We start from the raw sequence: 26,103 nt of genomic DNA on the forward strand, positions 1-26,103 counted from the left end.
TCACAACGAAAAATCGGCCGATTCCTCGCCGTGGTTGCACGCTCGGCGGTGATCGACCGTCGCGGCCGCTGTCGGCAGTCGAAACGCGATCTCGATGGTGGTGCCGGTCGGGCCGTTGGCCAGTTCCACCGAGTCGCCGATCTCCCGGACCAATACCAGGCCACGCCCGCTGTTGCCCGGTTGGGCCGCCGGTGGTTTCCAAGAACCGGAATCGGCGATCCGCGCGCGAATTTCGCCGTCGGCGGCTTCGACCTCGAGCCGCATCGTCCCAACGTCGCGCCCGCGATACGCGTGCTCGACGCTGTTGGTGCATGCCTCGTTGACGACGAGCACGACGTCGGCGGCCAGTTCGTCCGGGACGTGGGCGGCCCGCAGCCAGGTGGCCAGCTGATGGCGGATCCTCGCCAATTGATCTGCGGTAGCATCGGTTTCGATTCGAAGCGGTGCCTGTCGGTGCCGGTATACCACCATGGCGACGTCGTCGTCGTATCCGCCGGACGGAGCCAACTTGCGCAGCACCTCGTCGGCAAGGGCGCTGATCGGCAACGCAATCGTGTCCGCCAAGACGTCGGCGATGCGCGCCAGGCCGTCGTCGATCGACTCGTGCCTGCGCTCGACCAACCCGTCCGTGAACAGCATCAGCGTCGAGCCCGGCGGTAGCACCTGGGAGGCTTCGGGGCGAGTCTCGTTGCGGCGCACCGCGAGCGGCACCGACCGGGCATCAGTCAACAGGGTTGTTCCGGAGCCGGACTCATACGGAGGCCCGGCGAGCACGGCGGGCATATGCCCGGCGTTGCTGTAGTCCAGGATCCCCGATTCGGTGTCCAGGATTGCCAGGAACACCGTGGTGCAGTACGCATCCGGAATCAGCGAAGCCGCCGCGTCGAGTTGCTCGAGCAGCAGCGCCGGTTGGGCTCCCGTGAGCAACAGCGCACGCGCCGAGCTGCGTAACTGACCCATGATCGCCGCGGCCGGCAACCCGCGGCCGACACAATCGCCCACGACGATGCCGATGCGGTGATCGCCGAGCGGCAACACGTCATACCAGTCGCCTCCGATCTCCAGCGGGGGGATCGCGGGTTCGTAGCGAACGGCGAACCCCGGCGGCGGCTGCACGGGCGGCAGCATCGCGCGCTGCAACGTCAGCGATGTTTCGCGCGCGCTCTCGAACTGGCGGACGTGCTGGATGGCCAGGCTGAGGTGGCCGATGAGCACGGTGACTAGCAGACGGTCCTCGCCTATCACCCAGCGGGGCACGCGAAACTCCAACCACAACGCGACGTCCGCCGTGCCGGACAGCACCGCGACCATGCCCCGCGCCCGACCCGGAGCGTCCGGCCACTCGACCGTCTTGGCCGTCAGTGGCAGCTGATGACGCGCGTCCTGAAAAGTCTGACGCAGTAATGGATCCAGGCTGCGCCAGCTGGATTCGGGCGGCTCGCCGGCAACCAGGACGGTCGGCTCGCCGTCGCCCGGCGGCCACATGACCGCGACCACGCGCTGCACGTCGAGTGCCGTGCGGCACTCATCGAGCGTGATCGACAACACCTCTGCCACGCTCTTGGCCACACCCACACTCGTGGCGAGGCGCAGCACCGCGCTTTCCCGGGCCGCAAAGGCGCGTTCGGCGGTGATATCGCGAACCGTTCCGACATAGACGTCTCGATCCGAGCCGGGTCCGGTGACCGCATTGATGCTCACCGTCACCCAGACGAGGTGGCCGTCTTGATGCCGAATCGGCGTCTCGTACTGGGCGCTGCCAACCTCGCGGACCTGGTTTTGCTGCTGAGCCGCGGTCTTCTTGTCGACCAGCCAGGGGTGCGGCCACGAATACGGCATCCCTTCAGCGGGATAGCCGAGGATCTCTTCGAAGGCGTTGTTCATGTCGATCACCGCGCCCTCGTGGTCGGCGACGAAAAACCCCTCCTGCAAGGAATTCACGAGGGCGGTGCGGAATTTGTCGCGATCCGCCAGATCGTCGGCGCGGGCCCGTTGCTCCTCGTAGCGCCTGGTGCCGTCGAGAAAGCCCCGGGTCGCGACGTCGAGCGCGGCGAGTGACTGCAACAGGAATTCCAACGCGGCCGCCGCGTCGACGCCGGCGGTCTTCGACAGCTCGTCGACCGTCCGGAAGTGGTTTTCGATGATGTCGAGCATGCTGATTTGTTCCCGCAAGGCCCGGCGTCCCAGCTCGTGACCAACGGCCAGGTCGTCCTCACCGCGCGTGCCCAGGTAGGTATGGAGCGCGGCAACGTACTGGGCGCGAAAGTCGCCCGTGTTGGCTAGCTCGGGCATGTGCGATCGGTCATGTCGGGGCGCCCCGATGACGCGCGGTGAGCACCATCGCGTCGTCGGTCTCCTTGGCGTGTTTACCCAGTATGTGCTCGGCGATGTCCGCCGCGGGGGCGGCGAAGTCGATGTGGTCCAGGTGATCCTTGGCGATCCCGTCGCTGGCGATGACCAGCAGGTCGCCGGTGCGTATCGGAACGACCTGCGCGGGTGAGATTTCCGGTATCCGGTAGCCGACGATTCCGCCCGTCAGCCGCGCAGCGGAACGGATCTGGGTACCGCTTGCCGCCTTGGCGACGAGATTGGCGCTGACATTTCCGATCCCGGTCCAGGTCAGCCTGCCCGTCTGAAAATCGACCCGCGCCAGGGTCATCGCGACCCCCCTGGTGCCGCTCAACACGCGGTGGCACAGCTGGATCAGTACCTCGAGTCGCTCCCCTCGGGCGCCCCGGAGTACGTCCACGGCGGTCAATGCGGCGGTCGCGGCGGCCGGGCCGTGGCCGAGGCCGTCGAGCACGCCGAACAGGGCGGCGGTTCCGTCGACGTCGACCGCGATCGGCTGGTCGCCACAGACGCGCTCGCCCGGTCGTGGGCGACTCGATGTCGCCCATTCCATCGGCCCGAGTCGGCCTTGATCACGCACGGGCCGGAACCCATTTCCACATCTCGATGACCGTTCCCTTGCCGAGTGCGGATTCGATGGTGAATCGGTCCATGAGGCGGCGGGCCCCGGGCAAGCCCAGGCCGAGCCCGCGGCCGGTCGAGTATCCGTCCTCGAGCGCACGCTCGACGTCAGCGATGCCGGGACCCTCGTCTTCGGCGCGCACCACCAGCGCCTGGCGGCCCTCCCGGTCGGCCACCGTGACCCGAACCGCGCCCCGGCCGGCGTAGCTGGTGATGTTGCGTGCGACTTCCGAGATCGCGGTGGCGATCATGGTGACGTCGGTCAACGAGAACCCGAGTTCCGAGGCGAGCTGATGTCCGGCTTTGCGCGCTGCCACGATGTCGTCGGGTTTGTCGATGTTGACCACGATGTCACACGCCACCGTCGCGCCCGATCGTTGATTTCCCCCGTGCTGAATTTCCAAGGCCAAGTTGACGATTCAGCAGCGCAAGGCCCTCTTCCAAGTCCAGCGCGGTGTTCATGTCGTCAAATGCAAGTCCCAATTGCACCATCGCGAAGGCGACCTCCGGCTGTAGACCCACGATCACCGTCGTGGCGCCGCGCAGCCGGGTCATGTGCGCGATCGTCCGCAGCGATCGGGCGGCGAAGGAGTCCATCACATCGATGGCGGTGACATCGACGATGATGCCCTGCGCGCGGAAGTGGCTGACGCGCTCCATGAGGTCGTACCGCAGCCGTTCGGTGTCCGAGTCGGTGAGCGCCGCCTGCACCGTGGCGATCAGAATCGCGCCCTGTTTCAGGATTGGTACTGGCATGAGGGGTTCACCGTGGTAGCGCTCGCGCGGTCTAGTCGCCGGTGCGGGTGACTTCGTAGCCCAGCAGGCGCTCGGCTTCCTCGATCCCGCCCTGCAGGTCGCCGACGGCGTTCATCTTCGACAGGTCCAGTCCGATCGTCACCAGGGTCAGGGCGATTTCCGACGACAGCCCGGTGATGATCACGCTGGCGCCCATCAGCCCGGAGGCGTCGACCGTTTGCACCAGGTGGTTCGCCACGGTGGAGTCGATGGTGGGCACACCTGTGATGTCGATGACCACGACTTTCGCGCGGTTCGCCCGGATGGCCCGCAGCAGTTGTTCGGTAACCTGGCGGGCGCGCTGACTGTCCAGCACGCCGATGATCGGCAAGATCAGCAGCTGCTCGCGCACCTGTAGCACCGGCGTCGACAGCTCGCGGATGGCCTCCTGCTGCTGGCGGATGATGCGCTCGCGTTCCTGGACGAAGCTGACGGCCACGGTGTTGGCGATGCGGTTGGCCGCCGGCTCGTAGGCGTCCAGCACTCGGTTGAGCATCTCGAAATTGGTCTGGTACTTCTCGAACAGGGAGCGCGCGAGCACGTCGCGCAGCAGCAGGACGATGCCGACGACCTCGTCCGTTTCCACCCCCCGCGGGATGATGCGTTCCGACAGGTCGCGTGCGTAGTCCTGCAACGCCTCGACGCTCCCGGTCTCGAGCACCTCGACGTAGTTGTCGTAGACGGCGGTCGCCTCGGAGAAGATCTCCTCGGGCGTCATCGCGGTGAGCAGCTCCGCCTCGGTGATCCTGCGGGCCCACTCCTCGCGCAAAGCGGTTCGGTTCCGCCGCAAGTGCTGGACCAGCTGTGGCAGCAAGCCCTCGCTGGAAATGCTGACCATTTGTGCGCTAGCGCTGCTGGAATCCGTCGGCGAATCTGACATCTTCCCTCCAAGCCCTCCAATGCCCTTCCGGGCTTCCCAAGTGCGCGTCGCGCTCCGCAGGGCGCAGGTCCTTTTGCGAGACTAGCCTGGCGCGTGGCGCGCGGGGTGTTGAGGTGTTCATCTTCTCGCAGTTCGCACGGCAGGTTAGGCTGGCAGCACACCGAAGGCTCAGACAGAGGACCGCCATTGTCAGCTCCTGATTCGATCACCGCCACGGTCACCGACCATGATGGCGTCGCCGTCCTCAGCATCGGCGGCGAAATTGACTTGGTCACCGCTCCGGCCCTGGAAGAAGCGATCGGCGCGGTGGTTGCGGAGAATCCGACGGCGCTGGTCATCGATCTTTCCGGGGTGGAGTTTCTCGGCTCGGTGGGGTTGAAGATTCTGGCCGCGACCTACGAGAAGCTCGGCAGCTCAGCGGAGTTCGGGGTGGTTGCCCGGGGTCCGGCCACCAGGAGGCCGATTCACCTGACGGGCCTGGACAAGACCTTCCCGCTGTACCCGACGCTGGACGATGCCTTGACCGGTGTGCGAGACGACAGGCTCAACCGGTAACGACGCCCATCGCTGGGCGCTATCTCATCTACGAGACGTTCCGCCAGAAGTTCACCAGGCTGCCGGCCGCGGTTGTGGCCGGCAGCAGCCCCCGTTTGTTGTAGACGGGAACGTCGAGCGCCTTCATCAACGAGCGCGTGTATTTCGCCGTGGACCGCGGAGCGGGCTCAGCAAATCCTGGTCAAGGTTACTTGCACGCTGATCGCACGAATAGCAAAGGGCGACAGCGCATCTCGTTTCGCTGTGTGTCGGTGTTATCCGGAATCCGAAGAGGAATGCCGGAATGGGACACCTTGTGCGGGGCATCGCAATACATTGGGGTTGTGTGCGCAAATGCGCTGAGGGGACGCGACCGGTGGGCACCGGTGGGCAGATTTCGCTACTTCTTGCGTGATGACCGGTGGGAGTGGTCGGCCGAGGTGGCCCGGATGCACGGGTATGAACCGGGTAGCGTCACGCCGACCACCAGCTTGATCCTTGCGCACAAACATCCGGACGAGAAGCCGATCGTGGCCGAATTGGTCGGACAGGTGCGCCGACACGGGGTGGCGTTCAGCAACCGGCACCGAATCATCGATACCCGTGGTGACCCGCACATGGTTGTCGTGGTCGGCGATCGGCTGTACGACAACGCCGGCAGGCCGGCCGGCACCGCTGGGTTTTATGTCGACATCACCGAACCGTTCCAGGCCGACGTGCGCAAGCGGCTGACGGAATCGGTGACGGCGGTCAATGAGCGGCGGGCGGTGATCAATCAGGCCATGGGCATCATGATGCTGCGCTTCGGGGTAGACGCCAATTCCGCGTTCCAGCTGATGACAAAGCTGTCTCAGCAATCGAACACCAAGCTGCGCGACATCGCCGAACGGGTGGTCGCCGAGACCACCACACAACGAGCATTCCCCGATGAGGTGGCAGGATGCCCGGTCGACGAATTGCTACTCACGCTGCGGGACAGCAGCGCGTAGCCGAAATGCGTTCGCTGCTTAGTTTTTGAGCGTGTCGTGTGGGCTCTCCCCGTAGGTTTGGCGGTAGAGCATGGCAAACCGTCCGGCGTGAGCGAAGCCCCAACGTTGCGCGATTTCGGTGACGGTGGTGGTCGATCGGTCGCCGCTCGTCAGGTCCCGATGGGCGCGGTGTAGCCGGACGCGACGCAGGTATTCCGTCGGTGTGGTGTTTAGCTGCTGCCGGAACAGGTACTGGACCGCTCGCGGCGTGAGACGCACGGCGGCCGCAATGTCGTTGATCCCGATACCATGGCCGGCGTGTTGTTGGATAAACGACACCGCGCCCGTGAATGCCGCCGGGACGGCCGCGTTGCCAGGTAAGTCCACTCCGGAGTTCACGTTGGAGGGGAAACACTCGAGCATCGCGGAAGCCAGTAGGTGCGCCGCCGCCGCAACAATCAGTGGCCGTTGCGAAATGTCTTCGCTCGCGAAGGTGTTGGCCACGTAATCCAGCGTTCGGTCCCAGATGCGCACCAGCGCGCGCGACTGCGGACGGGAATTTAGGAACCGAATATGTTGTGGGAGTGGCGCGTTGCGGCCCCTTGCCGCCGTGCGCAGTACCTTCGCGTCGACAGTCACTACCGTCAATCGCGCGGTGTTTGCTTGCAGCGCACAGGGAATGCCGTCCGTGACGAGCAACGGACTGTCGAGCGTGTTGACCGGCTCGCCGGCTACTGTCACCGGCCCCGCCCGGGGCTGGATGACGACGACACAGTCGTTGGGCTGGATCCGGTAGCTGACCTTGCCGTCGCTCAGCAACTCGTCGACGGCGATGAACCCGGCGTCATAGCGTCGGTGCGTGACGCCCGAGCCCCTCGCGAGCCCAGTGATCTCCCAGCCCGGCGTGGACGCGCTGTCCAGGAATCGCTGGGCCGCGGCCCGGTCACGGGTGCGGAATCGCTCGTGGCGAATCGCGTCCGGACCGCTGGGCTCGGCCAGCCGATGGGGGCCGGAATGTGTCGCGGCGCGGGCCCCGCCGCCCACGCCGGGTCCGGCGCTGCCAATGGTGCTTGTCGTGGTTCTCACAATCCTGGTTGAGGCTAGACCGCCGGCGCCGCGGGGCGGGAATTTCGGCACGCCGCTTTGTCGGGGTGCGGCTCAGAATTGGCTTGGTGACAGATGCCGCGCGCGTCGCGCGCGATCCGGTCCCAGGTGAAGCGTGACATCGCGCGGGACCGACCGGCCGCCCCCATGCTCTCGCACTGAAAGGGTTGCCCTTGAAAGGGTTTCAACGCGGCGACCAATTCACGGGGTTTGTTGGGTGGCACCACGAATCCGGTGACGGAATGGATCACGGTATCGGTCAGCGCTTCGATCTCTTCGTTGCTGCCACCGGTTGCCCGGGTCCGCCGTGCCGCCAGTTGAGCCGCCAGGCCGCCCAACCAGCCGTACGGGTGCACGATGTCGGGTCGATCCGACGACCAGCGACCCTCCAGTTCGGCCGCCCAGTCACCGACGAACGGAAGCACCTCCGCAGCGGGCAGCTCCGCAGGGGGTCCGGCGCGCACCGCGACCCTCCGGCAGTTCCGTGCGGTGGTCATGTGTGCCGGGCGGCGATCCTGCCGGCGGACGTAGGCGGTGACGTCGTCCCCCTGGGCCGCCAGCTCCGCGCTCAGCTGTTCGCAGTCGTTGCCGCTGACGATTGCGACCCTCACCGCCACTCCTTTCGCAGGAAACGCACGACTCCCGATGCCAACCCCTGGCGAACCGGCGGATTACCCGTTCTGGCACCGGCTAAACCCGGTGGCGGGGCTTCGTTCACCGACTAGCCTGGCGGGTAACCGTTGGTAAGGCCGCAAAAGTCGCCGGTAATGCCGTAAAGAAAGCGTTAAGGGCACTTCCGTCGGCCCTCGGCCATGCGTAGCCTCACTCGGACCTGCTCGCCGGAGGCAGGTTGGTGTGGCCCGCTGACGACCAAGAATTACAAAATTGGTCGGGGCGCCGTGAACGGAGATGGACGTGTCCGCCTCGCGTCTACAGCGCCACCTGCCGTGATGGCCGCCTCGCCTCCCGCGGGCAATCCGTGACCATAAACCCTTGCGTCTCAAAGGAGTTGGGGATTCGGTGGAGCTTTACCAGTTGCGTTATTTTCATGCGGTCGCCGAGGTCGGCACGCTGCGCGACGCCGCCGAGAAGTTGGCGGTGTCGCAATCGGCCGTCAGCCGGGCCATCGCCATGCTCGAATCCGAGATCGGGGTCGAGCTGTTCACCCGGCGCGGCCGGGCCAACGAACTCAACCGATTTGGGCGGGCGTTCCTGCGCGCGAGCCGGACCGCACAGCGCAGCCTCGAGACCGCCGTGTCCGACGTGCGCCAACTCGCGGGCGTCGACGCCGGGAGGGTGGCGCTGGGGTTCCTGGTGTCGCTGGGCGTGGCGACGGTGCCCCGGCTGATCCGCCGTCATCATGCCTGCCACCCCGCGGCCCGATTCGAGCTGCGTCAGCGCTGCGGGCCCGCGCTGGTCAACGACCTGACCAGCGGCGCCATCGACGTCTGCCTCAGCTATCCCATGACATTCGACGAATCACCCGGAGTGAAATGGCATCCGTTGTTCACCCAGCGGCTCTATGCCGTGGTCGACCGGGATCACCCGTTGGCTCACCGGGAGGTGATCGGCTTCGAAGAGCTTGCCGGACAACCGTTTGTGGCCCTCGATCGGGCGAACACGCTGCGCAGGATCTTCGACGACGCCTGCGAACGTCATGGCATCACGCCCACGATCGCGTTCGAGAGCACCGACATCACCACGCTGCGCGGCCTGATCGGGGCGCGGTTGGGGGTCGGTGTGCTGCCCAAGGCGGCCACACCGCCGCCGGACATCGTCGAGATCGCCGTCGACGACACGCAATTGGTCCGGCCCATCGCGGTCGGCTGGATGACCAACCGGTATCTGCCGCCGTCGGCCGCCGCGTTCCGTGACACCGCGATCGCGTCCTGTGGGCTGCCGGACTGATGCTTGTGATACGGGGTCTGCACAGCGTCGTCCTTCGGTTACGTCTTCGTGGTGGCAGGGCCGACCACCACGCTGGCCGGGGCTGAGCACCAACGCTCGATGCCGGTAGCGACGCTGTCGGCCGTAATGGATGCTCGGGCGCAAGAATTTGTTCGTAAACGTCTGCTACACGGAGCTATTCGGCCGAGATCTCGCGGATCGAGTCAGCTCAAGGCCGTGGGTGTGCACCTCTGATAAATCCCGGACCGCGCGATGCCTTTCGTGTGGGCTGCACAAAATTGCGGGATGAGTCACCGCCGTCGCGCCGGCAACAGACCGCTGGGCTACGCGGGGCCCCCGGTTCCGCCGGCGCCGCCGGCGCCGCTCTCGCCGCCATTTTTGCCGGTGTGGGTGCCGCCGGCCAGGCCTGGCTGGGGGGCTCCACCAGGACCGCCGGCGCCGGCGCCGCCCGTTCCGCCGCTGCCGCCGGTGCCGCCGTCGCCGCCGCTGGCGCCGTCGTCACCGGCGTCGCCCCCGATCCCGCCGTTCGCGCCGCTGCCGCCGTCGCCGCCAATGTTGCCGGCGCCGCCGTTGCCGCCGGCGCCGCCGTTGCCGCCGGTGCCGCCGTTGCCGCCGTTGCCGCCTTGCGTTTGTCCGTTGCCGCCGTCGCCGCCGGTCCCTCCGGCACCGCCAGCACCTCCGATTTGGGAACCGGTGCCGCCGGTGCCGCCGTGCCCGCCGGCCCCGCCAGCCCCACCGGTGAATAGGGTGGGGAAGCCGCCGCCGTTGCCGCCGTCTCCGCCGGCCCCGCCACTCGCGCCGTTGATTCCGCTGCCGCCGGTGCCGCCGTTGCCGCCGGCCCCGCCGTTACCCGCGTCGAACAAGTTGGAGCTCCCGTTCCCGCCATCGCCGCCGTCGCCGCCGGCGTAGGGGGTGTTGCCGGCCAGCCCGGCCGCACCCGCGGTCGAGCCGTGGCCACCGGCCCCGCCGGCGCCGCTGGCGCCGCCGTTGCCGATCAGCCCCGCCGCACCTCCAGCGCCACCGGCCAGCCCGGGCTTGGTGCCGGGCGCCCCGTTACCGCCGTTGCCCAAAAGCAACACCGGCGCCGCCGGCCTGTCCCGGCGCGGTCCCGTTGGCGCCGTTGCCGATCAGCGGGCGCCCCAACAGGGCCTCGGTGGGCGCATTGATCGCGCCCAGCGCATCGCGCTGCAGGGTCTGCAAGGGGGAGGCGTTGACGGCTTCCGCAATCCCATATGAGCCCCCGGCGGCGGTCAACGCCTGCACAAACCGGTCATGAAAGGCCGCCGCTTGCGCGCTCAGGGCTTGATAGTGCTGGGCGTGGGTGCCGAACAGTGTCGCGATGGCGGCCGATATCTCGTCAGCACCCGCGGCGGCGATCGCGGTCGTCGGCGCTGCCGCCGCCACGTTGGCGTCGCTGATCGCGGTGCCAATGCCAGCCAGATCCGAAGCCGCGGCCGCCACGAAGTCCGGCGCCACGTTGAGAAACGACATTGTTTTTCCTTCCGCCACCTATGAGCAGCCACGCCGCTTGGCGGGTGCTCCAGCAGCGTGCGCGCCGACACGGTAGGGCGTCTAGCAGAAGGTTTTGAAAGAAGCGTTGCGTTGAATGAAAGTGTTGCCCTCTGGTGGTGCGGGCAGGCAGCAGTGGCTCAGTCGCAACGTGCACGTCGAAAGGCTTTGTGTGCTAACGCGACTGACGTTGAGCGCGGGTGACCCGGCGGTTGCGGAATCCCTCGGCGCCCACCGAGTAGCCCGATGTTCACGGCCGATGCAAGCGTTCGTTGAGAGCCTGCTTGCTATGTGGCGCCTCAACACGAGGCACGTGGGGGGGCGGCGACGGCGTAAAGAAGGGCGTTTTGCAGGGTTGCCGTGAGCCAGGCCTCGAAGCGCTCGAGCGTGTAGCCGGCGCCGCAGACCATCAGCTCGTAGGTGGCGGGACTGGCGATGGCCCATAGGGTATCCACGGCGTCTTCTCGCGGAAGTTGCAATGCGTTGTCTGGGATGGTTGCCAGCATGGCCTCGAATGATCCACGGCGCAGCGTCTGGAGCTCCTGCCATTCCTCGGCGATGGCATCGTCGACGGCGGCTCCCTCGCGGTAGGCCCGCCACGCGATTGCCGAGCGCTGCGCTGCGCCGCAGAACACTTTCGCAATCTGGGCCACGGTTGCGGCCGGGCTGTCGGGATGCAGTTGGGAGACATAGAACTCGCCCGACGGCATGGCGCCGGGCGTGAGTGTGCTTTGCAGGTAGCCGCGCAGCAACGCGCGTTTGCTTCCCCATGCCAGGTAGAGCGTCTGCACGGTGACCCCGGCGCCCTCGGCGATTCGATTGACCGTGGCGGCGACATAGCCGACGCGAGTGAATTCTTCGGCGGCCGCCGCCAGCAGCAGCCGGCGAGTTTCCGCGCGCGCGGCCGCTCCCGCTTCGCGTAACCGGGTGGTGTTCCGAGGCCGTTTGGTTTCCACAATCACAGCCTAACTCAATAGAATTAGAGTTGCGCTCAAGCAGATTAGAGTGCTACTCTAATCACATGCGTCAGCAGGGAGCCGACATGCCGAGGCGATACCCCTTAGACGGGGCGTGGTCGAAGCACCGTGTGATCGATCCCTACGCGGCCCGGATCTGGGCAGCTGAGTGCGGGTTGGGCGCAAACCCTTGCGTGCCACGGAATTTTGGAGTCTGACTGTGGAGCTTTATCAGCTGCGTTACTTCCAGACGGTCGCCGAGGTCGGCACGCTGCGCGACGCCGCCGAGAAGTTGGCGGTGTCGCAATCGGCCGTCAGCCGGGCCATCGCCATGCTCGAATCCGAGATCGGGGTCGAGCTGTTCACCCGGCGCGGCCGGGCCAACGAACTCAACCGGTTCGGGCGGGCGTTCCTGCGCGCGAGCCGAAGCGCGCACCACAGCCTCGAGACCGCCGTGTCCGACGTGCGCCAACTCGCCGGCGCCGACGCCGGCACGGTGGCCCTGGGATTCCTCATGTCGCTGGGCGCGGCCACGGTGCCCCGGCTGATCCGCCGTCATCATGACCGCCACCCCGCGGCCCGATTCGAGCTGCGCCAGCGCTCCGGACCCGTACTGGTCAACGATCTCACCAGCGGCGCCATCGACGTCTGCCTTAGCTACCGCGTGACATTCGACGAATCACCCGGAGTGAAATGGCATCCGTTGTTCACCCAACCGCTTTATGCCGTGGTCGATCCGGAGCATCCGTTGGCTCACCGGGAGGTGATCGGCTTCGAAGAGCTTGCCGGACAACCGTTTGTGGCCCTGGACCGCAATCACACGCTGCGCAGGATCTTCGACGACGCCTGCGAGCGTCATGGCATCAGGCCCACGATCGCCTTCGAGGGCGCCGACATCTGCACGTTGCGCGGCCTGATCGGGGCGGGGTTGGGGGTGGGTGTGCTGCCCAGGGCGGCCACACCGCCGCCGGACATCGTCGAGATCGCCGTCGACGACACGCAGCTGGTCCGGCCCATCGCGGTCGGCTGGATGACCAACCGGTATCTGCCGCCGTCGGCCGCCGCGTTCCGTGACACCGTGATCGCGTCCTGCGGCCTGCCGGAACACGATTATCGGCCGGCTGCACGGCTTATCGCGGGGTGAGATCCACCGCGCATCCAGGAGCACATTGTGTCGACGCAATACCCCATCTACGACCGTCCCTGGAGGCGTCCGGGGGCCATCCGGTACGCGGCCACCCGGCTTCGCGGGATCCTTCGCCCGCCGGTGCGCGTGTCGGCCGCACCGCCCGATCTGGTGGTGGATCGTGAAGTCGCGGTCCGTATGCGCGACGGTGTGGTGCTGCGGGTCAATATTTATTGGCCTCTGGGGGCGGGACCCTTCCCCGTGGTCCTGTCGGCCCACCCGTACGGGAAGGACTGGCTGCCCAAGCGCAGATGGCGCCGGTGGCATGCCAATCCGCTGTTTCGCGTCATGCGCCAACCCGGTCCGGTCGAACTCTCCAGCGAGACCAGTTGGGAAGCACCCGATCCGGTCTGGTGGGTGGCGCAGGGATACGCCGTCGTCAACGCCGATCTGCGCGGTGCCGGAACATCAGAGGGTGCCGGCGCATTGCTTTCCGACCAGGAGGGCCAGGACGTGTACGACCTCGTCGAGTGGGCCGGGGCACAGCCGTGGTCCACCGGCAGCGTCGGAATGCTCGGGGTGTCCTATCTGGCGATTTCACAGTTCAAGGCGGCCGCGCTGCGCCCGCCCAGCCTCAAGGCGATCTGCCCTTGGGAAGGGTTCACCGATGCCTACCGGGATCTGTTCACTCCCGGTGGAATCGTCGAGAACGGCTTCTCCCGCATCTGGCAGACCGGGGTGAAACGGCGGATGCGTGTCACCGAGGACATCGGCGCGCAGCGCAGGGCGCATCCCCTGCGCGATCAATGGTGGCAATCCCTGGTGCCAGACCTCGCCAGGATCGAGGTACCGATGCTCATCTGCGCGAGCTTCTCGGACAACAATCTGCACAGCCGCGGCTCCTTCCGCGCATTCGAAAAGATCAGTGCGACAGACAAATTCGTCTACACCCATCGCGGCGGCAAGTGGGCGACGTTCTACAGCGAGGACGCCCGCCGGGCCCAGCTGGCCTTCTTCGACCGTTACCTCAAGCACCGCGACGCGCCCAAGCTGCCTCGGGTCCGGCTCGAGGTGCGAGAGCGGCGCGACGTCATCGTCGAGGTCCGCGCCGAGCAGGAATGGCCGCTGAAGCGCACCAACTGGCGCGATCTGTATCTCGCCGACAACGGGGTGCTGGGCACCGCGCCACCGACCGTGGACGGATCCGTCACCTTTCACACCCGTCGGCGCGCCGCGGCTTTCACCTTCGCGGTCGCCGGCGACCTCGAACTCACCGGCCCCATGAGCCTGGCGCTGTGGGTGTCCGTCGACGGAGCCGACGACGTCGGGCTGTTCGTCGGCGTCGAGAAATGGGTTGGCCAACAATGGGTTTCGTTCGAAGGGTCGCACGGCTTCGGTCGGGACCGGGTGACGACGGGATGGCAGCGCGCGTCCCTGCGCGAAATCGATGCCGAGCGTTCCACGGCGTACGAACCGGTTCACACGTTCCGGCGACCCCAACCCCTGTCGCCCGGTGAAATCGTTCCCGTCGAGGTCGCGTTGGGCCCGTCTGCCACCGCCTTCCATGCCGGCGACCACATCCGGCTCCTTGTCGCGGGCCGTTCGCTTGCGCCACGCAATCCCCTCTACGGCACTTTTCCCGCTTCATACGTGCCGAGCCCACCGGCACGATGCACCCTGCATTGGGGAGCCGACCGACCCGCACGGCTGCGCGTGCCCGTCATTCCCGCATAACCGCAGCCGGGTTTGGGCGGCGGTGGGTTCGGCTACTTGAAGTTCAGGGTCGGGACCGTCAGCGACCAGATCGCACATTCGAAGGACGACGACGATGAAAATCAGCCGTCTCGCCGTACAGCGGCGAGTGGCCGGCATCGGTGCCGGATGTCTGCTCGGGGGGATGGCCATTGCCGCGCTCGGCGCGCCCCAGGCAGGCGCGACCCCCGATTGCGGTCCCGAAGGTGTGCGGGCGACGGTGTCGCCGGCGACCGGTTCCGCGTGTGCGTACCTGGCCGCCCACCCGGACGCCAACCAGGCGGTTGGCGCCGCATACAACCACCCACGCCCACCGGTGCTGATCAGCCTTCGCAACTACGTTACTCAGCACCCGCAGGAGTACGGCGACCTGAGGGACATCCTGACGCCGATCGGCGGCACTAGCCCGAGTTCGTAGGGGCTGACCCGGGTAGCCCGGGATGCGCGAGATCAAAGCGTGCGAAACAGTATCCTATAGCTATAATGACCCGAGGGGAACTTCGGAGAGCTGTCGACGGACGGTTCGCCACCCTATAGCGTTGACCTGCAATCTTCTCGCTGGGAGTGCTCATGGCCTACACCGGACGCGACGCCGGGGATCCTGGATGCCGCGCCCAGCCGGCCGGCGACGCCGCCATCGAGAACGCCGTGAACGTGCCCGGCCTGGTGGCTGCCGCGGTGTGGGCGGTCGCCCTGGCGGTGGGGTTGGTTGCGATGATTGCCGGACACCTGGCGGTGGCCGCGGTGGCCCTGGTTTTCGGTGTAATGGCGCCCTGGTTCGGCCTGGCCTGGATCTCGCATAGCCGACGGGAGCCTTCCCGCGCGGAGCTTTGGTGCCCCGCCGCATCCGACGCGGCTGCGTGGTTCCCGACCGCCTGGCGCCGGCTGCGGTTCACGGCACGCTAAAGCCGCGGGCCCAACCCGGCCGCGGCGTCGCGGATCGCGTCGGTTTGTCGCGTGTGCAACTTGTCCGCGCTGATGGGTGTGGCGGCGATCCGATCGGGGTATTGCCTGAGCCACGGGTGAACCACCGGGGGTGGGTTGACCCGGCCGCTCAGCAGGAAGGAACGCCCATGTCGACCGCCAGCGATTACGACGCACGCCGCGTGTTCGACGTCGAGTCTGTCGACAGATCCGCTCTTCGCGAGCTGGCGCCTGTCCTGCCCGGGCCGCCCGCAACCCTCGTCGACGAGGACCCGAACGACGTGTCCTTCTTCGAGCTGCCCGGCGCGGACCTGTCCGGTGAAGAACTCTCGATGAAGGTAGTTCCGCAGCGCGCCGATGAGTTCACGTGTTCGAGTTGCTTCCTGGTGCAGCATCGCAGCCGATTGCGTCACACCAGCGGTGGGCTTCCGATCTGTGCCGACTGCGCGTGATCGACGAAGCGCGCAGCTGGGTTCTGACGCTTGCCGGGTCGCGTTGACCTGTGCGAAGGGCTGTGTTTCTGTCGTAACCGTGGCAGCGTCCGCACCTGGCTGGGAGAGGGCGCCGGATGCCCCGAGCCGTCCACCCGGGTTACCCGCCCCCCGCGGGCTTCGGCCGGCTTTTGCCGCGGCGTACGCGGCCGCCTATGTCGTGGGCGGCGAGCGGCGGATGCTGCGATTGATCCGTCGGTACGGACCGATCATGACGATGCCCATCCTCAGCCTGGGTGACATTGCGATCGTGTCCGACCCGGCGCTGGTCAAGGAGGTTTTCACCGCCCCCACCGACGTGCTGCTCGGGGGCGAGGGGGTGGGACCGGCGGCAGCGATCTACGGGCCCGGGTCGATGTTCGTCCAGGAGGAGCCGGAGCATCTGCGGCGGCGCAAGCTTCTGACGCCTCCGCTGCACGGCCCCGCGCTGAGCAGCTACGTGCCGATCATCGAGGACAGCGCCCGCACCGCGATGCGCGGCTGGCCGGTCGACCGTCCGTTCGAGATGTTGGCAGCGGCACGGTCGCTGATGCTGGACGTGATCGTCAAGGTCATCTTCGGTGTCGACGATCCCGACGAGGTGCGGCGATTGGGCCGCCCGTTCGAACGCCTGCTAAAGCTTGGTGTTTCAGAGCAATTGACCATCCGCTACGCGCTGCGTCGCCTAGGCGCGCTACGGGTGTGGCCGTCGCGTGCCCGTGCCAACAGGGCCGTCGATGACGTTGTCATGCCACTTATCGCCCAACGGCGCAAGGATCCACGCCTCAACGAACGAAGCGACATCCTGGCGTTGCTCATGTGCGCGCGTGGGGACGATGGTGAACAGTTGTCGGACAACGAGATTCGCGACGATCTGGTCACCTTGGCGCTGGCGGGTCACGAAACCACCGCGACGACGTTGGCATGGGCAATCGACCTTCTGCTGCACCACCCAGATGCGCTGCGACGCGTGCGGTCCGAGGCCGTCAGCGGTGCGGAAGCCTTCACGACCGCGGTGATCAGCGAAACCCTGCGGATACGTCCGCCCGCGCCGCTAACTGCCCGCGTGGTCGCGCGACCATTCCGCATCGGTGACTACCAGCTCGATCCCGGCACGCGAATCGTCGTCCATATCATCGCCATTAATCGCAACCCCGACACATACGAGCATCCACACGAGTTCCGTCCCGAGCGATTTCTTGGCACCCGACCGCAAACGTACGCATGGGTGCCCTTCGGCGGCGGTGTCAAGCGCTGCCTCGGCGCGAGCTTCTCCATGCGCGAGTTGATCACCGTGCTGCACGTGCTGCTGCGCGAGGGCGAGTTCAGCGCCGTCGACGAAAACGCCGAGAAGATCGTGCGGCGCTCCATCATGCTGGCGCCGCGCCACGGCACCAGGGTGCGGTTCCGCCCCGCGCGGTAGCTACGGCGGCCGGCTCCAGGAATCCGTTGAGAACCCTCCAAGCGCCGGCCGAGATTCTCTTCGGCGACTGTCCGCCACGAAGGAGCATGCGCCATGACCAGTTCCGTTGCCAACACCGCGCCGCAGCGCGCTACCAACGCCTATGCCTTGGCAGCGCTGGCGTTCGGCGTGGTTGGGGCCGTCGTCTTGAGCGTGATCTGCGCGGTCGCGGCGCTGTGCGAGATCGAGAACCGAGACGAAGGGCGTGGGCTGGCGGTCGCCGGCCTGCTGGTCTCGGCGGGCTGGATCGTCGTGTTGTCCATGCTGGCCGGCGCGCATGCGATCTAGCTTGCGCTGCTTCCCGGCGATGTCACTGCTTTGATATATGTCAACAAGCTGTGGCAGGATTGCCGCATGCCGAAGACGCTGCCGAAGGTGGACATCTCCGCGCCGGTGTGCTGCGCTCCCGTCGCTGCAGGGCCACTCGATGACGACGCTGCTTTGGGGATTGCACTGCGCCTCAAGGCATTGGCCGACCCTGTTCGGGTCAGATTGGTCTCGCTGCTGTTTGGCTCACCCGCCGGTGAGGAATGCAGCCGCGACCTCGCGCACGCCGTGGGGGTGAGCGAACCCACGGTGAGTCATCACCTCAGTCAGCTTCGACGCGCCGGCATCGTGGAATCCGAGCGGCGCGGGATGAGCGTGTACCACCGCGCCGGTCGGGAATCACTTGTGGCGCTGTGCAGAGTGCTCGACCCAAACTGTTGCGGCTGAGTCGGCCTGCGCCACGCCGACGAGCAGACGCAGAATCGCCGATTTTCGGGCCGAAATAGGCGATTATGCGTCTGCTCGCACGAGTCGGGGTGGCGGGATTTGAACCCACGGCCTCTTCGTCCCGAACGAAGCGCGCTACCAAGCTGCGCCACACCCCGCTTGAAGCCACGACAGCCTATCGCACCGGCCCATCGGCTCGCCAAACCGCGGCGCAGCGCATCAGCTCCAGCGGCAGGAGCGTTCGAATTCGACCAGTGCCCGGGCGGGGCCCGTCGGGTCGATCCCCTGGGCACTGACCCACTCGTCGGAAAAGTAGGTGTCGGCGTAGCGGTCGCCACTGTCGGCGAGCAGCGTGACCAGCGAGCCGCCGCGGCCTTCGGCGACCATCTCGGCGAGCAGGCCGAAGGCTCCCCACAGGTTGGTGCCCGTCGACGGTCCCACGCGGCGCCCCAGAACGGCGCTGACGTGGCGGGCGGCGGCGATCGATGCCGCGTCGGGCACCGCGACCATCCGGTCGACCACCCCGGGCAGGAACGACGGCTCGACCCGCGGCCGGCCGATGCCCTCGATCCGGGAGGACGTCGGCACGACGATGTCGGATCGGTCTTCGGCGTAGGCGGGAAAGAATGCGGAGTTCTCGGGGTCGACGACGCACAACCGGGTCGCGTGCCGCCGATAGCGGATGTAGCGGCCTATCGTCGCGCTCGTTCCGCCGGTGCCCGCGCCGACGACGATCCATTCCGGGATGGGGTGTTTCTCGTCGCGCATCTGCACGTAGATCGACTCGGCGATGTTGTTGTTGCCGCGCCAGTCCGTCGCCCGCTCGGCGTTGGTGAACTGGTCCAGGTAATGCCCGCCGGTTTCCCGCGCCACCCGCTCAGCCTCGGCATAAACCTCGCTTGAGTTTTCCACGAAATGGCAACGGCCGCCTTGTGATTCGATCAGCGCCACCTTGGCGGCGCTGGTGCTCGCCGGCATCACGGCGACGAACGGCAGACCCAGCAGCGACGCGAAGTACGCCTCCGACACCGCCGTCGAACCCGACGACGCCTCGACGACCGTGGTGCCCTCACCGATCCACCCGTTGCACAAGGCGTACAGGAACAACGAGCGGGCCAGCCGGTGTTTGAGGCTGCCGGTGATGTGCGTCGTCTCGTCTTTGAGGTACAGCTCGACGTCGATATCGGGGTCTTCCTGCCAGGCCGACGGCAGCGGGTAGCGCAGCAGGTGGGTATCGGCGCTGCGACGGGCATCGGCCTCGATCAGCCGGATGGCGTTGTCGGTCCAACTTCGCGGCAGGCTGCGGACGGCGACCCGGGCCCGTTCGTTCAACGCACCGAGGCCGCGGGCTGCGAACGGCCCAGGTTGGTGCGCGAGTCTCGGCCGCCCATGGGGGTGGCGATCAATGTCAGCAGGGTCGCCTCGGGCCGGCAGCAGAATCGCACGGGCGCGAAGGGTGAGGTGCCGATCCCGGCGGAGACGTGCAAGCGCATGTTTGCGCCCCAGCGCGACGCGCCCTTGGCACGGGTGCGGTCGAGGCCGCAGTTGGTCACCACGGCCCCGTAGAACGGCAGGCAGAGTTGGCCACCGTGGGTGTGGCCGGCCATCACCAGCTGATAGCCGTCGGCCGCGAAGCGGTCCAGCACCCGCGGCTCCGGCGAATGGGTCAGCCCCAGCCGCAGGTTGGCGGCCGGGCTGGCCGGGCCGGCGATCGTTTCGTACCGGTCCCGGTCGATGTGCGGGTCGTCCACGCCCGCGGCGGCGATGTGCAGCCCGGCCACCTCGAACTCGCGGCGGGTGTGGGTGAGGTCGAGCCACCCTCGCTCGGTGAAAGCCGCCCGCAAATCCTGCCAGGGCAAGGGCTCACCACGGACGCGATGACCCGGATTGGTCAGGTAATTCATCGGGTTCTTCAGCCGCGGACCGAAGTAGTCATTGCTGCCGAAGACGAACACACCCGGCCGGGACAGCAGGTCGCTCAGGGTCTGCACCACGGCGGGCACCGCCTTGGGGTGCGCCAGGTTGTCACCGGTGTTGACGACCAGGTCGGGCTCCCAACTGGCCAGCTCACGCAACCAGGCCTGCTTGCGGCGCTGGTTGGGCAGCATATGGAGATCACTGATATGCAGCACCCGCAGCGGTGTCGAGCCCGGCGTCAGGACGGGCATGGTCAGTTCACGCAGGACGAACGCGTTGCGCTCGATGAGCGCGGCGTAACCGATGCCGGCGACCGCCGAGCCGACGGCGGCGGCTCCGGTGCGTAACAGGACGGGCAAAACAGCCATGGAGGCAGCCTACCCGCCGGTTGGTTACTGAACGCGCATCTACGGCGTGATCAGCGCCTACGGAGGCGGCGGCGGTGGGGCCAGTAGCGGAATGGTGATCGGGGGCAGGCCGGGAATCTCCACCACCTGCGAGCCGACCGGAACAGGCGGCGCGCCCTCCGGCGGCGGAGGCGGAGGCGGCGGGATGCCGTTACTGATTTGGATCGTGATGATCGAACCCGGAATCGTCTGACCGCTGGGCGAGGTGCCGACCACCTCGCCGTACTTTGCGCTGCTGTTGACGGCCGTGGGTTGGTCGGCGACCTGGAACCCGGCATCCTTCAGGCGCTGGCGCGCCGCGTCCACGTCCAGACCGGCCACGCTGGGCACCCGTGAACCAGGTGAGCCGTCGACGTAGCGGGGATCGGTGGGCGGCAAGTGCACTTCGCCGAAGTTGTTGGCGATCGGCTTCATCGCGGTGAACCACGTTCGGGCCGGTTCGTTGCCGCCGTACAGGTCACCGCTGCCGCAGTGGCGTAACGGACCGGAACAGAGATCCGTTGGCGTCGTGGAATCGTCGTAGATATAGTTGGCGGCCGCGTAGCGGTTGGTGAAGCCGACGAAGCCGGACGACCGGTGGGCCTCGGTGGTGCCCGTCTTGCCCGACATCGGGAGGTCCCAGCCGGCCGCGCCGGCCGAGCCGGCGGCGGTGCCGCTGCCCACCGCGTCCTTGCTCATCGCGTTGGCGAGGGTGTTCGCCAGCCCCTCGGGCACCACCTGGTCGCAGGTCTCGGTGGTCACGGCGACCTCATTGCCGTTGCGGTCGAACAGCTTGTCGATCGGGGTCGGCGGGCACCACACGCCGCCGGATGCCAGCGTGGCGGCGACGTTCGACAACTCCAGCGCGTTGACCTCGATCGGGCCGAGGGTGAACGAACCGATGTTCTGCCGCTTGACGAAGTCGGCCAGGCTCTCGTTGCTGTCCGGGTTGTAGTCGCGTGCGGTGCCGGGGTCCGCGTACGACCGCAGGCCGAGTTTGATGGCCATGTCCACCGCGCGCGACACCCCGACCTGCGAGATGAGCTTGGCGAACGCGGTGTTGGGTGAGGTGGCCAGCGCGTCGGTCACGTTCATCGACCCGCGGTAATTTCCGGCGTTGACCACGCACCAGGTGTCCTTGGGGCACCCTTTGGCCCCGCCGCTGCCCAGGCCTTTGGCCTGGAAGCGGGGCGGCACGTCGAGCGTGGCGTTGATGCCCATGCCCATGTCCAGCGCGGCGGCCGTGGTGAAGATCTTGAACACGGACCCGGCGCCGTCGCCAACCAGGGAGAACGGTTGCGGACGCATCGTTTCGCCGGCCTCGGTGTTCAGCCCGTACTTGCGGTTGCTGGCCATCGCCAACACCTTGTGGGAGTCCTTGCCCGGCTTGATGACGCTCATCACGCTGGAGATGCCGGCCAGGTTCGGACTGGCGAACTTGTCGATGGCCGCCTTGACCGGGACCTGCACGTCGGGATCCAGGGTGGTGCGAATCAGGTAGCCACCCTTGGCCAGCTGCTCCTTGCTGATGCCGGCGCGTGACAAATAGTCCTGGACGTAGTCGCAGAAGAAGGCGCGGTCACCGGCCGCGATGCAGCCCCGCGGCAACTCGTTGGGCTGCGGCAATACCCCCAACGGCTCGGCCTTGGCGGCGCGCAACGCGTCGGCCTCCCCGGGTAGGTTCTCGATCATGGTGTCCAGCACCAGGTTGCGACGGGCCAGCGCCCCCTCGGGGTTGGTGTACGGGTTGAGGGTGCTGGTCGACTGCACCATGCCCGCCAACAGCGCCGCCTGCTGCCAGTTCAGGTCGGATGCGTTGATGCCGAAGTAGGTCTGCGCCGCGTCCTGCACGCCAAACGAGTTGTTGCCGAATGACACCAAATTTAGATAGCGGGTCAGGATCTCAGGTTTGGTGAACGTCTTGTCCAACGTGAGCGCCATGCGGATCTCGCGCAGCTTGCGTGCCGGGGTGGTTTCGACGGCCGCGCGCTTCTCGGCGTCGGTCTGGGCGGTCACCAGCAGTTGATAGTTCTTGACGTACTGCTGCTCGATGGTCGAGCCGCCGCGAGTGTCGAGGTCACCGGACGCGTAGCCGGCCAGGCCGGTGAGGGTTCCCTTCCAGTCCACGCCGTTGTGATCGGCGAACCGCTTGTCCTCGATCGATACGATTGCCAGCTTCATGGTGTTGGCGATCTTGTCGCTGGGCACCTCGAACCTGCGCTGCGAGTAGAGCCACGCGATTACATTGCCCTTCGCATCGACCATCGTCGATACTGCCGGCACTTGCCCTTCGAGCAGCTGGGCCGAGCCGTTGGCGACAACCTCAGAGGCACGATTGGACATCAGCCCAATGCCGCCGGCGAAGGGGAACATCAGCGCGGTGGCCACGACACTGGCCAGCAAGCAGCACCCGGCCAGCTTCAGGATCGTGAGTAGGGCCGGGGGGCGCTCGGGCATGCGTACTACAGTAGCGACCGCCTGTCACCCCGCCGCGCCGCGCGAAGAAAAAAAATCTTCAGCCAACGCTCACCCGCCCAACGCCCAGCGTCTGGGCGTTATTTGCGTCTGCGTCACTGGTCAAGCGCTTAATTAGAACGGCGATCGTTTGTTTTGGCCCGTCGATCGCGGCAAGACTGCACGCCCGTCCCAAAAAAACCGTTATCATACTGTTGCGCAATTGGCGGTTCACCACCTAACTTATACACACAGTGAGATTCAGGTAACAGCGATGTGCACAGTGTGGCGTAGATCGCAACATCGGCTGTACCCGAGGAGGGCGGTCGCAACCGCGGCCGGGAGGAAGGGATCAGCTCGTGTCAGGAACACGTCCGTCTTCTCGAAGGACGAACCTTACGGCCGCACAGAATGTTCTTCGCAGCGTCGACGCGGAGGAGCGCATCGCGTGGGTCTCCAAAGCGTTGTGTCGCACAACCGATCCAGACGAATTGTTTGTGCGCGGGGCCGCGCAACGTAAAGCCGCGGTCATCTGCCGTCACTGCCCTGTGATGCAGGAGTGCGCCGCAGATGCGCTTGACAACAAGGTCGAGTTCGGTGTGTGGGGGGGCATGACCGAGCGCCAGCGCAGGGCTCTGCTCAAGCAGCATCCCGAGGTGGTCTCGTGGTCGGACTATCTCGAAAAGCGGAAGCACCGCACCGGCACCGCTGGCTGATTCCCTTCCCCGGATCGCGCCCGTCGGCCCGGGCCGTGCCCGACGGTCTTGTGATTACGTTTTGGTTACAGCTGTAGACGGCGCCGCTCTAATTGCCTTGTGCCCAACAGGAACTGGCGTATGCCTAATTGGGCGACTCTGGAACGAACTGTCGCCCGCAAGGGGAGGTGCCCCCAGCACGGCCCGCATCGTCGCCGACCGAAGCCCGATTGGCCGGCTCCTCAGCGGGCCGTTGCACGGCCCGCATCGTCGCCGACCGAAGCCCGATTGGCCGGCTCCTCAGCGGGCCGTTGCACGGCCCGCATCGTCGCCGACCGAAGCCCGATTGGCCGGCTCCTCAGCGGGCCGTTGCACGGCCCGCATCGTCGCCGACCGAAGCAATCTGGTCGGCGAGCGCGCGCAGCGCCTCCAAATCTGACACGTCGAACGGCAGCGACGGAACCCCTATGACCGGCACGTGCGGGTTGGCTCCAGTGAATCGCGACAGCAGCCGGATCTCGCGCTTCGCGGTCTGCGCGCGGTCGGCATGGATTTGCAGCACTGCCGCCGTCAACGACGCGGCATCCGACTCCGGATTGGCCTCCAGTGTTTCGCAACCGTCGATTGCCCGCTCGACATGCAATGCGCACAACGTCGGGTGGGTGCGGTTCAACACCAGCCCCGCTAGCGGCATGCGCTCTTGAGTCAGCCGGTCGACGAAGAAGGACGCCTCGCGCAGTGCGTCGGGTTCGGCCGCCGACACCACCACAAACTGGGTACCGCGCCGTTTCAGCAGCGCGTAAGTACGGTCCGCCTTCTCTCGGAAACCGCCGAATGTGGCGTCCAGCGATTGCACGAACGCTGCGGCGTCGCCCAGCATCCGTGAACCGAGCACGGTAGAAAGCGCCTTCATAGCCAATCCCATTGCGCCCGTTACCAGGCGGCCGATACCCCGGCCGGGCGCGAGCAGCAGCCGCCACAGCCGGCTGTCCATGAAGCTGCCCAGGCGTTTGGGCGCGTCCAGGAAGTCCAGCGCGTTGCGCGACGGGGGGGTGTCCACCACTACCAGGTCCCAGCGGTCCTGGGCGAGCAGCTGGCCCAGCTTCTCCATCGCCATGTATTCTTGCGTTCCGGCAAGCGACGTGGCGACAGTCTGATAGAACTGATTATCCAGAATCGCTTGTGCCCGTTCGGGTCCGGAGTATTGAATCACCATCTCGTCGAACGTGCGGCGCATGTCGAGCATCATCGCGTGCAGTTCGCCGCGGACTTCGGGTGCCAGTGGCACGCGTTGCGGTGAGTTGCCAAGGTCGTTGACCCCCAACGCTTGTGCTAGCCGTTTGGCCGGGTCGATCGTCAAAACGCAGACGGTGCGGCCATATTCGGCTGCGCGCAACGCCATCGCCGCAGCGGTGGTGGTCTTGCCGACGCCACCGGCGCCGCAGCACACCACGACCCGGTTGGCTGTGTCGGCCAGGATTGCGGCCATGTCAAGGGTTTTCGGTGTGACGCTCATCGAACCCCCTGCTGTGCCAGTGATTCGGAAAGCTCATATAGGCTACCGAGATCGACTCCATCGGAGATCGTCGGCAGCTCCAGCCGCGGTATGTGCAGGGCCTCGAGCTGCTGGGCGATCTCGGCGCGCGCCGCGATTCGGGTGGCGTGCTCGATGGTCTCGGTCAGCAGACCAGCGAAGTCGGCGTCGGCGAGCTTGATCCCGGCCATCTCCAACCCGGCCCGCACCGAATCGGCGTCGACATCGCCCTCGGCGGCTTTGGCCAGGGCGTCGGGCTCTAGATAGGTCGGGATATTGCGGTTGACGATCACACTGCCGATCGGCAGTTCCATCTCCGCAAGCTCCTCGATGGCCTCTAGCGTTTCCTGTACCGGCAGCGCTTCCAAGAGAGTCACCAGGTGGATCGCGGTCTGCTCGGAATGGAGTAACCGCACCACGCCCTCGGCCTGGGAGTGCACCGGTCCGCCCTTAGCCAAATCGGACACCGCCTTGGTGACGTCGAGGAAGCGGGCGATGCGGCCGGTCGGGGGGGCATCGACGATGATCGCGTCATAGACCGGGTGCTTGGTCCCCTTGTCCAGGCGCACCACGGTCTCTTTGATCTTCCCGGTGAGCAGCACGTCGCGCAGACCGGGCGCGATCGTCGTCGCGAACTCGATCGCACCGATGCGGCGCATTGCGCGGCCCGCGATCCCGAGGTTGTAGAACATGTCGAGGTATTCCAGGAACGCAGCTTCGATGTCGATCGCCAGCGCGATGACCTGGCCGCCGCGCTCGGCGGTCGCGATCTTGAGCTCCTGATACGGCAGGGGCGGCACGTCGAAGAGTTGCGCAATCCCTTGGCGCTCCTCGACTTCGATGAGCAGGACTTTGCGGCCACCCGCCGCCAGGGTCAGCGCCAGCGCGGCCGCGATTGTCGACTTTCCGGTACCACCTTTGCCGGTCACAAAATGCAGGCGGGCCTTCGACAAGCGCGACGGCCAGCCGACGGAACTACCGCCGCCAGGTGTCGTTGCCACCATCGCATGCTAGCCCGCTCGCCCTGCGTGCTCCGCTGCCCGGC

The 26,103-nt window shown here is 66.7% G+C and carries 25 protein-coding genes, 1 tRNA gene and 1 pseudogene; 12 read left to right on the forward strand and 15 right to left on the reverse strand.

Annotation, left to right across the window (positions count from 1 at the left end):
• The 5 genes from G6N24_RS22615 to G6N24_RS22635 are packed head-to-tail and all read right to left on the reverse strand — an operon-like array spanning position 1 to position 4,645.
• Complete coding sequence (locus tag G6N24_RS22615) at positions 1–2,292, reverse strand: SpoIIE family protein phosphatase (RefSeq protein WP_085158981.1); 2,292 nt, start codon at positions 2,290–2,292, stop codon at positions 1–3.
• Between the two features lie 10 nt (positions 2,293–2,302).
• Entirely contained in the window at positions 2,303–2,929 is a 627-nt protein-coding gene (locus G6N24_RS22620) for a SpoIIE family protein phosphatase (protein WP_085158983.1), read from the reverse strand.
• On the reverse strand, positions 2,922–3,332 hold the full coding sequence (locus G6N24_RS22625; protein WP_085158985.1) for an anti-sigma regulatory factor: 411 nt from the start codon (positions 3,330–3,332) through the stop codon (positions 2,922–2,924). Before G6N24_RS22625 ends, G6N24_RS22620 begins: the two co-directional genes overlap by 8 nt.
• Positions 3,322–3,726 (reverse strand): STAS domain-containing protein, encoded by a 405-nt coding sequence (locus G6N24_RS22630; RefSeq protein WP_085158988.1) that lies wholly within the window; start codon positions 3,724–3,726, stop codon positions 3,322–3,324. Before G6N24_RS22630 ends, G6N24_RS22625 begins: the two co-directional genes overlap by 11 nt.
• A 31-nt stretch (positions 3,727–3,757) precedes the next feature.
• Positions 3,758–4,645, reverse strand: coding sequence for an STAS domain-containing protein (locus G6N24_RS22635; protein ID WP_085158990.1), 888 nt, complete (start codon positions 4,643–4,645; stop codon positions 3,758–3,760).
• Positions 4,646–4,831: 186 nt separating this feature from the next.
• Between G6N24_RS22635 and G6N24_RS22640 the strand changes: the two genes are divergently transcribed.
• Together G6N24_RS22640 and G6N24_RS22645 are read left to right on the forward strand one after the other, a co-directional pair.
• Entirely contained in the window at positions 4,832–5,200 is a 369-nt protein-coding gene (locus tag G6N24_RS22640; RefSeq protein WP_085158992.1) for an STAS domain-containing protein, read from the forward strand.
• Between the two features lie 323 nt (positions 5,201–5,523).
• Positions 5,524–6,168 (forward strand): PAS and ANTAR domain-containing protein, encoded by a 645-nt coding sequence (locus G6N24_RS22645; RefSeq protein WP_232070648.1) that lies wholly within the window; start codon positions 5,524–5,526, stop codon positions 6,166–6,168.
• 18 nt (positions 6,169–6,186) lie between these two features.
• On the opposite strand, the gene G6N24_RS22650 is transcribed toward G6N24_RS22645, so the two are convergent.
• Together G6N24_RS22650 and G6N24_RS22655 are read right to left on the reverse strand one after the other, a co-directional pair.
• On the reverse strand, positions 6,187–7,233 hold the full coding sequence (locus G6N24_RS22650; RefSeq protein WP_232070649.1) for a helix-turn-helix transcriptional regulator: 1,047 nt from the start codon (positions 7,231–7,233) through the stop codon (positions 6,187–6,189).
• 14 nt (positions 7,234–7,247) lie between these two features.
• Positions 7,248–7,862, reverse strand: a complete 615-nt coding sequence (locus tag G6N24_RS22655) for a glycosyltransferase (RefSeq protein WP_139822297.1) — start codon at positions 7,860–7,862, stop codon at positions 7,248–7,250.
• Positions 7,863–8,271: 409 nt separating this feature from the next.
• Between G6N24_RS22655 and G6N24_RS22660 the strand changes: the two genes are divergently transcribed.
• On the forward strand, positions 8,272–9,159 hold the full coding sequence (locus G6N24_RS22660) for a LysR family transcriptional regulator (protein WP_085158994.1): 888 nt from the start codon (positions 8,272–8,274) through the stop codon (positions 9,157–9,159).
• Between the two features lie 332 nt (positions 9,160–9,491).
• Here the strand turns inward: G6N24_RS22660 and G6N24_RS25440 are convergent.
• Both G6N24_RS25440 and G6N24_RS22675 read right to left on the reverse strand, forming a co-directional pair.
• Positions 9,492–10,650: pseudogene (locus G6N24_RS25440) on the reverse strand (PE family protein); the annotation flags it as partial.
• 317 nt (positions 10,651–10,967) lie between these two features.
• Positions 10,968–11,624: a TetR/AcrR family transcriptional regulator gene (locus G6N24_RS22675; RefSeq protein ID WP_085158996.1), complete on the reverse strand. Its 657-nt coding sequence runs from the start codon at positions 11,622–11,624 to the stop codon at positions 10,968–10,970.
• 220 nt (positions 11,625–11,844) lie between these two features.
• On the opposite strand from G6N24_RS22675, the gene G6N24_RS22680 reads away from it, so the two are divergent.
• From G6N24_RS22680 to G6N24_RS22715, 8 genes are all read left to right on the forward strand, one after another.
• Positions 11,845–12,768, forward strand: coding sequence for a LysR family transcriptional regulator (locus G6N24_RS22680; protein WP_163745613.1), 924 nt, complete (start codon positions 11,845–11,847; stop codon positions 12,766–12,768).
• A 24-nt stretch (positions 12,769–12,792) separates the two neighbouring features.
• On the forward strand, positions 12,793–14,484 hold the full coding sequence (locus G6N24_RS22685) for a CocE/NonD family hydrolase (protein ID WP_372514579.1): 1,692 nt from the start codon (positions 12,793–12,795) through the stop codon (positions 14,482–14,484).
• A 94-nt stretch (positions 14,485–14,578) separates the two neighbouring features.
• Positions 14,579–14,920 (forward strand): hemophore-related protein, encoded by a 342-nt coding sequence (locus G6N24_RS22690; protein WP_085160925.1) that lies wholly within the window; start codon positions 14,579–14,581, stop codon positions 14,918–14,920.
• 152 nt (positions 14,921–15,072) lie between these two features.
• Positions 15,073–15,408, forward strand: coding sequence for a hypothetical protein (locus G6N24_RS22695; RefSeq protein ID WP_085160927.1), 336 nt, complete (start codon positions 15,073–15,075; stop codon positions 15,406–15,408).
• 167 nt (positions 15,409–15,575) lie between these two features.
• Positions 15,576–15,878: a DUF4193 domain-containing protein gene (locus tag G6N24_RS22700; RefSeq protein ID WP_085160929.1), complete on the forward strand. Its 303-nt coding sequence runs from the start codon at positions 15,576–15,578 to the stop codon at positions 15,876–15,878.
• 16 nt (positions 15,879–15,894) lie between these two features.
• Entirely contained in the window at positions 15,895–17,319 is a 1,425-nt protein-coding gene (locus G6N24_RS22705; protein WP_232070845.1) for a cytochrome P450, read from the forward strand.
• Between the two features lie 93 nt (positions 17,320–17,412).
• Positions 17,413–17,646: a hypothetical protein gene (locus G6N24_RS22710; RefSeq protein ID WP_085160932.1), complete on the forward strand. Its 234-nt coding sequence runs from the start codon at positions 17,413–17,415 to the stop codon at positions 17,644–17,646.
• A gap of 66 nt (positions 17,647–17,712) precedes the next feature.
• The gene (locus G6N24_RS22715; protein ID WP_085160934.1) at positions 17,713–18,072 is read left to right on the forward strand and encodes an Rv2640c family ArsR-like transcriptional regulator; all 360 of its coding nucleotides are present in this window, start codon (positions 17,713–17,715) and stop codon (positions 18,070–18,072) included.
• An 84-nt stretch (positions 18,073–18,156) separates the two neighbouring features.
• Here G6N24_RS22715 and G6N24_RS22720 read toward each other — a convergent pair.
• The 4 genes from G6N24_RS22720 to ponA2 form a co-directional block, all read right to left on the reverse strand.
• Positions 18,157–18,230 (reverse strand) — tRNA-Pro (locus G6N24_RS22720).
• Between the two features lie 61 nt (positions 18,231–18,291).
• The gene (gene cds1 / locus G6N24_RS22725; protein ID WP_085160937.1) at positions 18,292–19,404 is read right to left on the reverse strand and encodes an L-cysteine desulfhydrase Cds1; all 1,113 of its coding nucleotides are present in this window, start codon (positions 19,402–19,404) and stop codon (positions 18,292–18,294) included.
• Positions 19,401–20,357 (reverse strand): metallophosphoesterase, encoded by a 957-nt coding sequence (locus G6N24_RS22730; protein ID WP_085160939.1) that lies wholly within the window; start codon positions 20,355–20,357, stop codon positions 19,401–19,403. The genes cds1 and G6N24_RS22730 overlap by 4 nt, the downstream gene beginning before the upstream one ends.
• A gap of 57 nt (positions 20,358–20,414) precedes the next feature.
• The gene (gene ponA2 / locus G6N24_RS22735) at positions 20,415–22,832 is read right to left on the reverse strand and encodes a transglycosylase/D,D-transpeptidase PonA2 (protein ID WP_085160941.1); all 2,418 of its coding nucleotides are present in this window, start codon (positions 22,830–22,832) and stop codon (positions 20,415–20,417) included.
• 356 nt (positions 22,833–23,188) lie between these two features.
• Here ponA2 and whiB4 point away from each other — a divergent pair, with 356 nt between their 5' ends.
• Entirely contained in the window at positions 23,189–23,545 is a 357-nt protein-coding gene (gene whiB4 / locus G6N24_RS22740; protein WP_085160943.1) for a transcriptional regulator WhiB4, read from the forward strand.
• A 337-nt stretch (positions 23,546–23,882) separates the two neighbouring features.
• Here whiB4 and G6N24_RS22745 read toward each other — a convergent pair whose 3' ends face one another.
• Together G6N24_RS22745 and G6N24_RS22750 are read right to left on the reverse strand one after the other, a co-directional pair.
• Positions 23,883–25,040 (reverse strand): ArsA family ATPase, encoded by a 1,158-nt coding sequence (locus G6N24_RS22745; protein WP_085160945.1) that lies wholly within the window; start codon positions 25,038–25,040, stop codon positions 23,883–23,885.
• A complete protein-coding gene (locus G6N24_RS22750) occupies positions 25,037–26,062 on the reverse strand; it encodes an ArsA family ATPase (RefSeq protein ID WP_085160947.1) in 1,026 nt (341 codons plus the stop codon). Before G6N24_RS22750 ends, G6N24_RS22745 begins: the two co-directional genes overlap by 4 nt.
• Positions 26,063–26,103: the final 41 nt, after the last annotated feature.

This window comes from Mycobacterium lacus, assembly GCF_010731535.1.
Classification (GTDB): Bacteria; Actinomycetota; Actinomycetes; order Mycobacteriales; family Mycobacteriaceae; genus Mycobacterium; species Mycobacterium lacus.

Excerpts from the sequence above, each read along its gene's own strand:
- G6N24_RS22615 (WP_085158981.1), bottom strand. The coding sequence starts at position 2,292 with ATGCCCGAGCTAGCCAACACGGGCGACTTTCGCGCCCAGTACGTTGCC.
- G6N24_RS22630 (WP_085158988.1), bottom strand. The coding sequence starts at position 3,726 with ATGCCAGTACCAATCCTGAAACAGGGCGCGATTCTGATCGCCACGGTG.
- G6N24_RS22635 (WP_085158990.1), bottom strand. The coding sequence starts at position 4,645 with ATGTCAGATTCGCCGACGGATTCCAGCAGCGCTAGCGCACAAATGGTC.
- G6N24_RS22690 (WP_085160925.1), top strand. The coding sequence starts at position 14,579 with ATGAAAATCAGCCGTCTCGCCGTACAGCGGCGAGTGGCCGGCATCGGT.
- G6N24_RS22695 (WP_085160927.1), top strand. The coding sequence starts at position 15,073 with ATGGCCTACACCGGACGCGACGCCGGGGATCCTGGATGCCGCGCCCAG.
- G6N24_RS22700 (WP_085160929.1), top strand. The coding sequence starts at position 15,576 with ATGTCGACCGCCAGCGATTACGACGCACGCCGCGTGTTCGACGTCGAG.
- G6N24_RS22710 (WP_085160932.1), top strand. The coding sequence starts at position 17,413 with ATGACCAGTTCCGTTGCCAACACCGCGCCGCAGCGCGCTACCAACGCC.
- G6N24_RS22715 (WP_085160934.1), top strand. The coding sequence starts at position 17,713 with ATGCCGAAGACGCTGCCGAAGGTGGACATCTCCGCGCCGGTGTGCTGC.
- G6N24_RS22730 (WP_085160939.1), bottom strand. The coding sequence starts at position 20,357 with ATGGCTGTTTTGCCCGTCCTGTTACGCACCGGAGCCGCCGCCGTCGGC.
- ponA2 (WP_085160941.1), bottom strand. The coding sequence starts at position 22,832 with ATGCCCGAGCGCCCCCCGGCCCTACTCACGATCCTGAAGCTGGCCGGG.
- G6N24_RS22745 (WP_085160945.1), bottom strand. The coding sequence starts at position 25,040 with ATGAGCGTCACACCGAAAACCCTTGACATGGCCGCAATCCTGGCCGAC.
- G6N24_RS22750 (WP_085160947.1), bottom strand. The coding sequence starts at position 26,062 with ATGGTGGCAACGACACCTGGCGGCGGTAGTTCCGTCGGCTGGCCGTCG.